We start from the raw sequence: 12509 nt of genomic DNA, 5'->3' as shown, positions 1-12509 counted from the left end.
TGGCAGGCGCACCTCACTAACATTGCAGGGTGACCAGGACTCCCACGATCGGCTTCGACGCCGTAGTCGCCGAACCGACCGGCAGCCGCCTCGACGACTGGTGGGCTCGCACGCTGCGCACCCCACTGCGCGTGAAGCTCTGGTATTGGGGCGGTCCCCTGGTCGTGACCCTGCTGGCGGCAGTGCTGCGCCTCTGGAACCTCGCGAACCCGCACTCCCTCGTGTTCGACGAGACCTTCTACGTGAAGGACGCCTGGACGCTCATGCATCTCGGCTATGAGGGCAGCTGGCCCGACAAAGCCGACCTGAGCTTCAACGACGGCGGCGTCAACATCTACGGGACCCAGGCGTCGTTCGTCGCGCATCCGCCGCTCGGCAAATGGATCATCGCACTCGGCCTGGCGGCCTACGGCGCGGGGAACAGCTTCGGCTGGCGCGTGTCGACAGCGGTCGTCGGCATTCTCGCGGTCGTGGTGCTCATGCTCATCACGCGCAAACTCTTCCGCTCGACGATCCTCGCGGTGATCGCCGGATTCCTCATGGCGATCGACGGCCACGCGATCGTGATGAGCCGGGTGGCGATCCTCGACAACTCGGTGATGTTCTTCGCGCTGCTGGCGTTCGGCTGCCTCCTGCTCGATCGGGACTGGCATGCGACGAGACTCGCGGCACGGGTCGCCGAGCTGCGGGAGAAAGGCGGCAATCCCGCCTGGGGCCCCGTGCTGTGGTGGCGGCCCTGGCTGATCGCCGCCGGAATCCTCTGCGGGCTGTGCGCCGGCGTCAAATGGACCGGCGTGTACTTCCTCGCCTTCTTCGCCATCTACACGGTGATCGTGGATGCGGTGGCGCGTCGCCGCGTCGGCCTGCCCTTCTGGATCACCGGCAGCATCCTCAAGCAGGGGCCGGCGACCTTCCTGCTCATGGTCCCGATCGCGCTCGTGAGCTACATCGCCACCTGGTCGGGCTGGATCTTCACCACAGGCGGCTACGACCGGTCGTGGGCGACAACGGTCGGCAAGCCGTGGGGCGGCGGCCTGGCGTGGGTCCCTCACTGGCTCCAGAACCTCTGGCACTACCAGACCGAGATGTACAACTACAGCATCAACCTGCACGTGCCGCACCCGTACCAGGCGAACCCGCTGACCTGGCTCTTCATGATCCGGCCGACGAGCATGTACTACCAGGGCACCGTTCTCGGGCAGGACGGCTGCACGTCGTCAGCGTGCTCGTCCGCCATAACGTCGGTCGGCAACCCGCTGATCTGGTGGGCCGCCGCGGCCGCCGTGTTCTACCTCGTGTACCGGCTCGTTCGCTACCGCGAATGGCGCGTCGGGCTCATCCTCACCGGCATCGCCGCGGGCTACCTGCCGTGGCTGCTCTACATCAACCGCACGGTCTTCCAGTTCTATACGATCGCGTTCGAGCCCTACCTGATCCTGGCGCTGACGTTCGTGATCGCACTCATCCTCGGCAAGCGGACGGATCCCGCCTGGCGGCGCAAGCGCGGCATCCTGACCGTCGCCATCTATCTCGTCATCACCGCTGCGGTCAGCGTGTTCTTCTACTCGATCTGGACAGCGCAGCAGGTTCCGTTCTGGTTCTGGCAGCTCCACATCTGGCTGCCGAGCTGGCGGTAGCCCGTTCAGGCTGTCGGCCCGTAGTGGTAGACCGGAGTCATGACCTCTGTCGACGATCAGAACGAACCACTCGATCTCACACCGCTTCCGGGAAGCGAACGGCCCCCCGCCCCGGGGCTGACCTCATCGGCGGCACTCGATCCGCAGACCCCGGTCGAAGCGACGCTCATCCTGCGGCGCCGCGCCGAAGTACCGGACGAGGTGCTGTCGAACCCGATCCCGCCCGACGAGTTCGCCGCGCGGTACGGCGCTGATCCGGCCGACCTCGCGCTCGTGACGTCGACCCTCGAAGGGTTGGGAGTCACGGTCCTCGACAGCAGCGCTGCCGACCGTCACGTGCGCGTTTCGGGAACGGCGGCAGTGCTCAGCCGCGTGTTCGGCACCGACCTCGGTCTGGCCACGAGCGCGGACCCGAACGGGAACGCGGTCGAACACCGGCACCGCACCGGTGGACTCAGCGTACCGACCCCGCTGAGCGGCATCGTCACGGCCGTGCTCGGGATCGACGACCGCCCGCAGGCGCGCACCCTCTACCGTGTCGCGCTGCCCCATGCCGTCAGCACCAGCTACACGCCGATCGAGCTCGGGGCCATCTATGCCTTCCCGCCGAACACCGACGGGGCGGGCACGACCATCGCGATCATCGAACTGGGCGGCGGCTTCGCGCAGAGCGACCTCGACGCGTACTTCAGCAGCCTGGGCGTCACCCCGCCACCGACCGTGACCGCGGTCGGAGTCGACGGGGCGACGAACGTGCCGGGCCAGGACCCGAACGGCGCCGATGGCGAAGTGCTCCTCGACATCGAGGTCGCCGGGGCGCTGGCGCCGGGCGCACACATCATCGTCTACTTCGCGCCCAACACCGACGCCGGGTTCATCGACGCGGTCACGATGGCCGCCCACGCCAGCCCGACGCCCGCCGCGATCAGCATCAGCTGGGGCCAGAGCGAAGACCAGTGGACCGCACAGGCCCGCACCGCGTTCGACCAGGCACTGGTCGATGCGGCAGCCCTCGGAGTGACCTCAACGGCGGCCGCCGGCGACGACGGAAGTTCGGATAACGTCACCGACGGGCGCCCGCACGTCGACTTCCCCGCATCCAGCCCGCACGCGCTGGCATGCGGCGGCACACGACTCGCCGCCGATGCGTCGACGGCGACCGTGCAGTCGGAGACGGTCTGGAACAACGGCCCGGGCCGGGGCGCCACCGGTGGTGGCGTGAGCGACGTGTTCCCGCGCCCGACATGGCAGGCGAACGTCGGGGTCCCCTCCACAACGCAGGCGTCCGGGCGCGGAGTACCGGATGTCTCTGCCGTCGCCGACCCGCAGACCGGCTACCAGGTGCTGGTCGACGGCAAGCAGCTGGTGATCGGGGGCACCAGCGCGGTCGCTCCGCTCTGGGCAGCGCTGGTGGCGCGCCTGGTTCAGTCGACCGGCGCACCCCTCGGGCTCGCGCAGCCGAAGCTGTACGACTCGATCAATGCCGGCCAGGTCGCTGCGGGATTCCGTGACATCACCTCCGGAAACAACGGTGCCTTCACTGCCGGCCCGGGCTGGGACGCCTGCACCGGCCTCGGCGTCCCCAACGGGTCCGAGCTCCTCGCCTCGCTCTGAGCTCGCCTCTGACGCCGTCGGGCACAGGGAAAAGCATCCCCGAACCGCGATTCGGGATGCTTTTCCCTGTGCTCGAGCGGTCTGTCAGGGGCGCCAGTCCCCGGCAGAATAGACAGGATGAACGCCGCACCCCAGACATCCCGGGCCGCGCTGCCGGGGCTGACGGCTGCGGCGCTGGCTGCTGCCGCCGCCTGGGGCATCCACTGGCTCGTGCCCGCGATCCCGCTGCTGACGGCCGCGGTCGCGCTCGGCATCATCGTCGGACAGCTTCCGTTTGCGCGGCCGGCCCTGAACGGGTCGCTCGCGCCGGGCCTCGCCGTCGCATCCCGCCGCCTGATGCGCATCGGCATCGTGCTGCTCGGCCTCAAGCTGAGCCTGGTCGACATCGCGAACCTCGGCTGGGTCACGATCCTGACGACGGTGCTGATCGTGATCGTGACGTTCGTCGGCACGATCGGGCTCGGCAGGCTGTTCCGGCTCCCCGGCCACCAGCCCCTGCTGGTCGCGACCGGCTTCTCGATCTGCGGTGCGTCCGCGATCGGGGCGATGAGCGGCGTGGTGCGGGCCAAGGACGAGGAGACGGCGACCCCGGTCGCGCTGGTCACGCTCTGCGGCACGCTGGCGATCTTCGTGCTGCCGGTGTTCTGGCATCCGCTCGGGCTCACGAACGCGCAGTTCGGCCACTGGGTCGGGGCAGGCGTCCACGATGTCGGGCAGGTCGTCGCGACCGCGCAGATCGCCGGCTCCGCGGCCCTCGCCGTCGCGCTCGTGGTCAAGCTCACCCGCGTGCTCATGCTCGCTCCGATGGTCGCGATCACCTCGGTCGTCGAGCGGCGCCGTCACGTCGACCCCGACCCGGCAGCGAAGCGGCCCCCGGTCGTTCCGCTGTTCGTAGCCGGCTTCATCGCCGCCATGCTGGTGCGGACGTTCCTTCCGCCATCGCCGGTCGTGCTCAGCGTGGCCGACACCGTGCAGACCGTGCTGCTGGCGATGGCACTCTTCGGACTCGGTTCGGCGGTGAGGCTCCGCACCCTCGTCGGGACGGGGTGGCGCGCCCTCGCGGTCGGCCTGCTGTCGTGGGTGCTGATCGCCGTCCTGGGCCTCGGCGCGGTGGCGATCTCGAGCTGACCGCCGCACGGGGTTGCGGACTGTTACACCCGTGAACGGGACCGTGCATGCGCTCGGGTAGCGTGAACGCATGGCAGATCGCGAATACGGCTTCCGCACGCGTGCGATTCACGCGGGCAACATCCCCGACCCTGTGACGGGCGCCCGCGCGCTCCCGATCTACCAGACGAGCGCGTTCGTCTTCGACGACACGGCGGATGCCGCAGCCCGCTTCGCCCTGCAGAAGTACGGCAACATCTACTCGCGTCTCGCCAACCCCACCGTCGCTTCGTTCGAGGAGCGCATCGCAAGCCTGGAAGGCGGCCTCGGCGCCGTCGCGACAGCGAGCGGACTGAGCGCCCAGTACATCACGTTCGCGTCGCTGGCAGGCGCGGGCGACCACATCGTCGCTTCGGCGAACCTCTATGGCGGATCGATCACGCAGCTCGATGTCACCCTGCGCCGCTTCGGTGTCGAGACCACGTTCATCCAGAGCTCGGACCCCGCCGACTATGCGGCCGCGATCACCGACAGGACGAAGCTCGTCTTCGCCGAGACCGTGGCCAACCCGTCGGGCGAGATCGCCGACATCGAAGGCCTCGCCGCCGTCGCCCACGCTGCCGGCATTCCGCTCATCATCGATTCGACGATCGCGACCCCGTACCTGAACCGGCCGTTCGAGTGGGGAGCCGACATCGTCATCCATTCGGCCACCAAGTTCCTGGGAGGCCACGGCACCACGCTCGGCGGCGTCGTCGTCGAAAGCGGCCGGTTCGACTGGCACAGCGAGAAATTCCCGCTCTTCGGCGAGCCGGTGCCCACCTACGGCGGCCTCCAGTGGTCGGGCAACTTCGGCGAGTACGCGTTCCTCACGCGCCTGCGGGCCGAGCAGCTGCGCGACATCGGCCCGACGCTCGCCCCGCATTCGGCGTTCCTGCTCGCGCAGGGTGTCGAGACGCTCCCCTACCGCATCCAGGCTCACGTCGACAACGCGCGCGCCGTCGCCGAATGGCTCGACGCCGACCCCCGTATCGAATCGGTCCTGTGGGCCGGGCTCCCCGCGCATCCGCACCACGATCGCGCGCTGAAGTACCTCCCGAAGGGACCGGGAAGCGTGTTCAGCTTCGAGGTCAGGGGCGGCCGGGCGGCCGGCCAGAAGTTCATCGAGTCGGTCAACCTCGCGAGCCACCTGGCGAACATCGGCGACGCGAAGACGCTCGTCATCCACCCCGCCTCCACGACCCACGCCCAGCTCACGGAACAGCAGCTCGTCGATGCGGGGGTGCTCCCGGGCGTCGTAAGGATTAGCGTGGGCATCGAAGACGTTGATGACATCATCTACGACCTCGACCAGGCGCTCGACCTGGCTGTGAAGGAGAACTCATGACCCTCACCGATGTGACTCCCACGGAGAACGCGGACCTCGCCGAGGTCCAGCTCGCCAACGGCCTGAGCTGCTCGCTTCCCGCCGACTCGCCACTCGCGAAGCTGCTGAAATCACAGCGCACGTGGACCGGACCCGACGCCAAGGAGCGCCTGAAGATCCTGCGCGCGGCGAAATCGGTCGCCATCGTCGGGGCGTCGCCGAACCCGGCGCGCTCCAGCTACTTCGTCGGAACATACCTGCAGCAGTCCAGCGACTACCGCGTCTACTTCGTGAACCCCAACGCCGACGAGATCCTGGGACAGAAGGCGTATCCCGACCTCGCGTCGCTGCCCGAGGTCCCCGACATCGTCGACGTGTTCCGCAAGGGCAGCGACATCCCGGCCGTCATCGACGAGGTCGTGGCCATCGGGGCGCCGACCATCTGGGTGCAGCTCGGCATCTGGAACCAGGAAGCGGCAGAGTACGGCGAGTCGAAAGGCCTGACCGTCGTGATGGACCGCTGCATCAAGATCGAGCACGCGCGCTTCAACGGCGGCCTGCACCTTCTCGGGTTCGACACCGGTCAGATCACCGCGCGCAAGACCATCCGCTGATTCGGCGCCATCCGTCGCGTCAGCGCGGGTTGTTGCGGGCGACGACGTGGAACACGTGCCAGTGCTTGGGACCCTCGAACGACAGCCCGTCGCGGTTGTCCTCGACGACCTGCACGACGTCGAGACCCGCGAGCATCCGCTCGACACCGGCGCTGTCATGGAAGTTCATCCCCGGCCGGCCGAACCAGTCATCGTCCGGCCCGAAGAATTCGCCCGCGAAGACCGCATCGACCTGCAGGGCTTCGCGGATGTCCGCCCACAGGTACGGAAAATGCGAGGCATCGCAGAAGGGCAGCGCGAACCCGGCGTAGACGAAGTCCGCCTCCGGCAGCCCGGTCAAGGTCTCGAACGTCCGCTGCCAGATCTCGACCGGCGCACCGTCGGCGGCATCCCCGATCGTCGAACGAAGGCGGTCCTCGACGCCGTCGTCCGCGTCGATCGCGAGCACGCGCCAGCCCCGCTCGAGCAGCTCACGGGTCTCGACACCGTCGCCGCAGCCGATGTCGATCGCCCGCCCGGGCGGGAGTCCGTCGCGGGCGTCGAGGCCGGCGATGAACGTCGCACGCGGGCCGCGGCCCGCCTGGGCCTCGTAGAAGTCGGACCAATCGCTCGCCATCGGCGCCTCCCCGCACACGGTGCGCGGTCGCCGCGGCACCATCCCTCGCTGCAGCCTATCGCCGGTCGCCGCCGCACCGGCCCGGTCGGGCCGAATCCGGTCGCCCGCGATCGCTAAACTCGGCGAGTGGACTCCTCGACCCGGCCGCAGCCCCGCGTCGCCGTCCTCGGCCCCGTGCTGGTCGAGGATCGCTCCGGCTCGCTCGCCGAGCCGTCGGGCACCCTGGGCAAGAGCCTGATCGTCTCCCTGGTTCTCGCGCGCGGCTCGGTCAGTGTGCCTTCCCTGGTCGAGGACCTCTGGGATGATGCGCCGCCCCGGCAGGAACGTGCGGCGTTGCAGACCCTCGTCTCGCGCGTGCGCACGGCCAGCGCCGACGGCATCCTCGAATCGACCGCCGGAGGGTACGCCCTCGCCGTCCCGCCGGAGCACACCGACCTGGGTCTCGCCCGAGCCCTCCTCGAACGCGCCCGCGCGGCCGAGCTGGCAGGAGACCCTGCGCGTGCCGCCAACGACGCGACAGCCGCTCTGGCCCTCTGGCGCGGCGAGCCCGGCGCCGAACTCGGGCCGACGCCCCTGGCGTCCGAACTCGAGCGGGCGGCCCGCTCACTGCGGAGCGACCTGCTCCACCTGCGCGCCCGGTCGCGCCGCGCGCAGGGCGACACCGCTGCGGCGCTTGCCGACCTCGATCCCCTCCTCGCCGCATCTCCGCTCGACGAAGGGTTGCAGCGCGAGCTTCTCCTGACACTCGACGCTGCAGGCCGGCGCAATGACGCCATCCGCGCCTTCGACGACTTCCGTTCCCGGCTCCGCGAAGCCCTCGGCACGCGTCCCGGACCCGAACTCGTCGCCCTCAACGCCTCGCTCCTGGTCGAAGAGACGTCGCCCGGGCCGGCTGTCGTGTCCCGCTCGCGCATCGGTCTCCGCACAGCGCCCAACGCCCTCATCGGGCGGGAATACGACCTCGAGGCGGTCGAGGACCTCGTTGCGACCGGACGGCTGACGACCATCCTCGGCGCCGGTGGCCTCGGCAAGACCCGCCTCGCCCAGGAGATCGGAAACCGTGCGGTCCACACGCCCGCCGTCATCGTGCTCGAGCTCGCGAGCGTGCGTACCGGCGACGACATCGGCCTGGCCATCGCATCGACGCTGGGCATCCGCGAGGCGCGGTCGACACGCATCCAATCGATCGACCCGAATGCCCGCGTCGACTTGCGCTCGCGCATCCTCAGCATGCTCGCCGAGCGTGAGACGCTTCTCATCGTCGACAACTGCGAGCACATCGTCGATGCAGCTGCGGCGTGGATCTCGGACATCCTCGATTCGACGACGAACGTCCGCATCCTTGCGACGAGCCGCGCACCGCTCGCGATCAGTGCCGAACGGGTCTATCCGCTCGATTCGCTCACGAGCGGCCTGTCGCCGACCGACATCGTTCCGTCGACGCCCGCGCCGGCCGATGTGTCGTCGCTCGGGCCCGCGGTCGCCCTCTTCGTCGAGCGGGCCCGGGCCGCGCGCCCGGCCGTCGTACTGCCGCTCGACGTCGTGGTGCGCCTCTGCGACCGGCTCGACGGGCTGCCGCTGGCCATCGAGCTCGCCGCCGCGCGCATCCGCTCGATGTCGGTCGAAGAGGTCGAACGCCGCCTCAAGAATCGGTTCGCACTCCTCACGAGCGGTGAGCGCACGGCGCCGGAACGTCATCGAACGCTGCTGGCGGTCATCGACTGGAGCTGGAATCTGCTGACGGATCCCCAGCGGGCGCTCCTGCGCAGGCTGTCGCGGTTTCCCGACGGCTTCAGCGCGGAGGCCGCCGAGATCGTGGCGGGGTCGGGCACAGACGGGATCCTCGACGACCTGGACGCCCTCGTCAACCAGTCGCTGGTCTCCGTCTCGGAGGACGCCGCGACGGGGATCCTTCGGTACCGGATGCTCGAAACCGTTCGCGAATTCGGTGACATCGTGCTGATCGAAGCAGGCGAGACCGACCTGGTGCGCGACAGGATGTACGACTGGGCGCGCACCTTCAGCAGCCATGCGCTGGCACACCTCCACGGGGCGGAGCAGGTTCACACGTTCCAGCTGGTCACCTCCGAGCAGGACAACCTGGTTTCGGTGCTCCGCTCCGCCCTCGACGGGGCCAGGCCGGACATTGTCGCCACCGTGTTCGCTGCACTCGCGTACTACTGGACGCTCCGCAGCGCCCACTCAGAGGTCATCGCTTTCGGGCCGACCGTCATCAGCGCACTCCGCGGTTACGAGCCGGAACCGGCCGAGACCCTGGAAGCGGCTGCCACGTATGCCGTGCTCGGGGCGACCTTCCTCTACTTCGACTCCGCGGTCGCCGGGCGCGCCCTCGCGCGGCTCAAGCGCCTCAAGAAGGGTGGCGCTGCGCTGCCCGACAGGCGCCTGGAGGCACTCACCAACCTCGTGCTCGCCGCGGGCCGACCGGTCGAAGGGTTCACGCTTCTCACGGAGTACAAAGCGTCGCCCGACCCGGCGACGGCCGCGATGGCGACGCTGATCTCCGCGCAATTCCACGAGAACGCGGGTGAACTGGACGAGGCGATCGTCGAGGCCGAGCGCTCGTACGCGCTTTCGGTGCAGCTCGAAGACACCTGGGGCCAGGCCTCGGCAGCCCAGGGTCTGACCCAGCTCCACAGCCAGCTGGCGAATCGCGTCGCGGCCCTCGAGTGGGCAGTCAAGGCCGAGGCCGGTCTCACCGCCCTCAACGCCGACGGCGACCTGCGCCAGCTCGAATGGCTGGTCGCGATGTGCGCTGTGGCGACCGGCGACATCGAGCGTGGCCGTCCGATCCTCGAACGGTTCGCGACCGACGATGCTGAGTCGCTCGGCTTCGACTTCCTCGACCTCCGTGCGATCGGCCGGAGCGGACTCGCCGAGATCGACCTCGCAGACGGCCGGATCGGCACCGGTCTCAGCCAGTACCGTGATGCGGTCGCGGTGTATTCCGCCCCGGGTTCCGCGCCGGTTCCCTGGCAGAGCATCGTCGCTGCGGCCTGCATCATCGCCCACATCCGCACGGGATTCTCGGATTACGGCGTCGTCGACGGGCTTGCGAAAGAACTGCGCACGCGGATACTCGTGCAGCACCGCATGCAGCCCGGGTTCGTCGACCGGCCCGTTCTCGGTTCTGCGGTCGCCGGCCTCGCGGCCTGGTTGCTCTGGGAGCGCGGCGACGCCGAACCGACCGCAGACAGGGTCGAGACCGGGATGGAGCTCTTCGGCCTCGCAGCACGGCTCAACTCCCGCCAGGACCTCCGGTCGCTGGAGCGCTCCATCCTCGAACGCGAGCTGAGGGAGGCCTGGGGCGACGAGGCGGTCGGCCGGGCGCTATCGTCGGCCGGGGCCCTCACCCGCGACGATGCCGTCGATCGCGTGATCGACCTGCTCGGCCGCGCCGCTCGCCAGTAGAGGCCCACCCGGCCGCTTGAGGCTGACCGCTTCGATCAGGGGCCAGACGTCAGCGGCGGGCAGGTCCGGAATCGCATACCGGTGGCGTCCGGCAGCTGTCGTCGCGATCAGTGTGGCAAGGCCTGCGCGACGCTGGAAGAACGTGCGACGGATGGTCCACCCGATGATCCCCTCTGTGGACAGCACCGTGCGCCTGCGGTTCAGCGAGCCGCTGCGGGCGACGAGACGACCGGGCAGCAGCAGATGACCGAGGCCGCGGTACCGGTCGCCCGCGAGCAGGGCCGACGCGGGCACGATCACGACGAACGCCCACCAGACCGGTGAGCCCACGATTCCCAGGAGTTCGAGCACGAGGGCCGCGGCTGCGAGGATGCCCGCGAACGTCGCAGCGCGGGTGAATCGGCGCAGGCGCGCACGTGGTCCGTGCGAGATGAGGTCCGCTTCCAGCGGTTCCCGCGTGCCGAGAACGTGGGCTGCGATGCGCACGGCCTCGTCCCGCGGGCCCGGCGGCGCGAGCAGGGCGACCCCGCCGCGCTGCCTTCCGAGCCCGGTCATGATGGCGTGGGCAGAGGCAGCACCCACGACACGGAGCGAGAGAGGCTCCGAGAGCTGCACGCCGCGGAGGCGTGTCTCGTCGAGGGTGATCTGGCGGGTGCGGAGCAGTCCGTGGGTGATGTGGAGTGTGGATGCATCCACCCGATGGATGCCGAATCCGCCGTAGCTCAGCGCGTAGCGCACCATCGCCACGACCGACGCGACGACGACCAGCCCCGCGGCGCCCCAGAGTGCGGTGGTCAGCACGGGCAGGTGGGCGACGAAACCGATCGCCTGCTGCACGATCGGAAGGCGGGTGACGAGGCCGCCCTCGAAGAACTGCACCTGGAACAGGAACACGACGACGACGAAGATCGACGCCGCTCCCGACAGGGTCAGTGGTGCGTAACGCACCCAGCCCGGCTGCCAGTGGCTCAGATTGGATGGGCCGGCCGCGGCGCTGCCGTCGCCGGTGCCGGTAACCGCCTCATCCATCTCCGAACCGCTTGCGTCGGAGACGTTCGCGATCGGCAGCAGTTCGGTGCGCAGTGCCGGAACATCACGCAGGGCGACGGCGTTGAACTCGAGCTCGTCCTGGCCGTGCGACGCACCCGTCCCGACCTTCACGATCGCCACACCGAAGATGCGGTGCAGGAGCGTCGAGTCGACGTCGACGCTCCGGATGCGGTCGCGTGGTACCGACAGCGTGCGGCGATTGAGCACGCCGCTGCGCACCTGCACATGCGTCGGGGTGAAACGGTAGGTGGTCGTGAAGAACCGGAGGATGCCGAAGACGATACCGAGCGCGGAGAGCGCATACACCCACCACGGCTCACCACCCGCGGCGCCCGCGACGAGCGCGATGAGCAGCACCGGCAGGTAACGGATGAGCTCGCGCAACGGATGCACCATCAGCATGCGCGGGTTGAGTCGCTTCCACGGCTCGCCCGGTTCGGGCGCCTCGCCCGACTCGGGAGCGGTCCCGTCGGCGGGGGCTGCCGCGCCGGCGGTCATGTCGCGTCGCCGTCGCTGTGCTGGGCGACCTCCGCGAGGACCGCGACGACCTCACGGGCGACCGCATCGTCGAGAGCGTGGATGGTGAGGGCCCCGGCCGACGACGCGGTCGTGATGGTGACGCTGGTCAGCCCCATCATCCGTGAGAGGAAGCCGCGCCGGGCATCCACGGTCTGCAGCCGCGCGATCGGGGCGACGCGTGTCTCCTGCGTCAGCCATCCGGATCGCACGAAGATCGCGTCGTCGGTGATCTCCCACCGGTGCACCCGGTAGCGCCACCGGGGCATGATCGACACGTGCAGTACGGCCACGACCCCCGTGAGCGCGAGGCCCGCGAGGTGCAGCGGGGCCGTCCACGCATCCGCTACCAGCATCCAGACCAGCTGGAGGATGACGAAGAAGACCCACCCCACGATCGCGTCCCAGGTCCAGAATCGCACCGCCCTGGGGCTCGGACGACCAGAGGGCTCCTTCACCATCGCCGCGATCGATCCGACCGTCAGTGGCGCGGACGCGCTGGATGCTGCGGCGGATGCGGATGCGTCGGTCATGAGGAGCCCTCTTTCGCTGTCCCAGGG

The 12509-nt window shown here is 69.4% G+C and carries 9 protein-coding genes; 6 read left to right on the top strand and 3 right to left on the bottom strand.

Annotation, left to right across the window (positions count from 1 at the left end):
• The first annotated feature begins 29 nt into the window (after nucleotides 1-29).
• From ACPPVQ_RS07195 to ACPPVQ_RS07175, 5 genes are all read left to right on the top strand, one after another.
• The gene (locus ACPPVQ_RS07195; RefSeq protein ID WP_426520074.1) at nucleotides 30-1637 is read left to right on the top strand and encodes a dolichyl-phosphate-mannose--protein mannosyltransferase; all 1608 of its coding nucleotides are present in this window, start codon (nucleotides 30-32) and stop codon (nucleotides 1635-1637) included.
• A 39-nt stretch (nucleotides 1638-1676) separates the two neighbouring features.
• Nucleotides 1677-3251 (top strand): S53 family peptidase, encoded by a 1575-nt coding sequence (locus tag ACPPVQ_RS07190; protein ID WP_426520072.1) that lies wholly within the window; start codon nucleotides 1677-1679, stop codon nucleotides 3249-3251.
• 117 nt (nucleotides 3252-3368) lie between these two features.
• The gene (locus ACPPVQ_RS07185; protein WP_426520070.1) at nucleotides 3369-4379 is read left to right on the top strand and encodes a YeiH family protein; all 1011 of its coding nucleotides are present in this window, start codon (nucleotides 3369-3371) and stop codon (nucleotides 4377-4379) included.
• A 70-nt stretch (nucleotides 4380-4449) separates the two neighbouring features.
• Nucleotides 4450-5745, top strand: coding sequence for an O-acetylhomoserine aminocarboxypropyltransferase/cysteine synthase family protein (locus ACPPVQ_RS07180; RefSeq protein ID WP_426520068.1), 1296 nt, complete (start codon nucleotides 4450-4452; stop codon nucleotides 5743-5745).
• Nucleotides 5742-6338 (top strand): CoA-binding protein, encoded by a 597-nt coding sequence (locus ACPPVQ_RS07175; protein ID WP_426520066.1) that lies wholly within the window; start codon nucleotides 5742-5744, stop codon nucleotides 6336-6338. Before ACPPVQ_RS07180 ends, ACPPVQ_RS07175 begins: the two co-directional genes overlap by 4 nt.
• A gap of 19 nt (nucleotides 6339-6357) precedes the next feature.
• Here the strand turns inward: ACPPVQ_RS07175 and ACPPVQ_RS07170 are convergent, their stop codons facing one another.
• Nucleotides 6358-6954, bottom strand: a complete 597-nt coding sequence (locus ACPPVQ_RS07170; protein WP_426520064.1) for a class I SAM-dependent methyltransferase — start codon at nucleotides 6952-6954, stop codon at nucleotides 6358-6360.
• A gap of 126 nt (nucleotides 6955-7080) precedes the next feature.
• Here ACPPVQ_RS07170 and ACPPVQ_RS07165 point away from each other — a divergent pair, with 126 nt between their 5' ends.
• A complete protein-coding gene (locus ACPPVQ_RS07165) occupies nucleotides 7081-10383 on the top strand; it encodes an ATP-binding protein (RefSeq protein WP_426520062.1) in 3303 nt (1100 codons plus the stop codon).
• Here ACPPVQ_RS07165 and ACPPVQ_RS07160 read toward each other — a convergent pair.
• Both ACPPVQ_RS07160 and ACPPVQ_RS07155 read right to left on the bottom strand, forming a co-directional pair.
• Nucleotides 10303-11931 carry a PH domain-containing protein gene (locus tag ACPPVQ_RS07160; protein ID WP_426520060.1) on the bottom strand — a complete coding sequence of 543 codons (1629 nt, stop codon included), beginning with the start codon at nucleotides 11929-11931 and terminating at the stop codon, nucleotides 10303-10305. The genes ACPPVQ_RS07165 and ACPPVQ_RS07160 overlap by 81 nt on opposite strands.
• Entirely contained in the window at nucleotides 11928-12482 is a 555-nt protein-coding gene (locus ACPPVQ_RS07155; RefSeq protein WP_426520058.1) for a PH domain-containing protein, read from the bottom strand. Before ACPPVQ_RS07155 ends, ACPPVQ_RS07160 begins: the two co-directional genes overlap by 4 nt.
• Between the last annotated feature and the right edge of the window lie 27 nt (nucleotides 12483-12509).

Source organism: Leifsonia sp. McL0618 (genome assembly GCF_049994905.1).
Lineage (GTDB): Bacteria > Actinomycetota > Actinomycetes > Actinomycetales > Microbacteriaceae > Diaminobutyricibacter.
Note: the sequence above shows the minus strand (reverse complement) of the source record. Positions and strands in the feature narration are given on the sequence as shown.

Bases quoted from the DNA above. Each gene is read 5' to 3' on its own strand.
- ACPPVQ_RS07190 (WP_426520072.1), top strand. From the start codon at position 1,677: ATGACCTCTGTCGACGATCAGAACGAACCACTCGATCTCACACCGCTT.
- ACPPVQ_RS07185 (WP_426520070.1), top strand. From the start codon at position 3,369: ATGAACGCCGCACCCCAGACATCCCGGGCCGCGCTGCCGGGGCTGACG.
- ACPPVQ_RS07180 (WP_426520068.1), top strand. From the start codon at position 4,450: ATGGCAGATCGCGAATACGGCTTCCGCACGCGTGCGATTCACGCGGGC.
- ACPPVQ_RS07175 (WP_426520066.1), top strand. From the start codon at position 5,742: ATGACCCTCACCGATGTGACTCCCACGGAGAACGCGGACCTCGCCGAG.
- ACPPVQ_RS07170 (WP_426520064.1), bottom strand. From the start codon at position 6,954: ATGGCGAGCGATTGGTCCGACTTCTACGAGGCCCAGGCGGGCCGCGGC.
- ACPPVQ_RS07160 (WP_426520060.1), bottom strand. From the start codon at position 11,931: ATGACCGCCGGCGCGGCAGCCCCCGCCGACGGGACCGCTCCCGAGTCG.
- ACPPVQ_RS07155 (WP_426520058.1), bottom strand. From the start codon at position 12,482: ATGACCGACGCATCCGCATCCGCCGCAGCATCCAGCGCGTCCGCGCCA.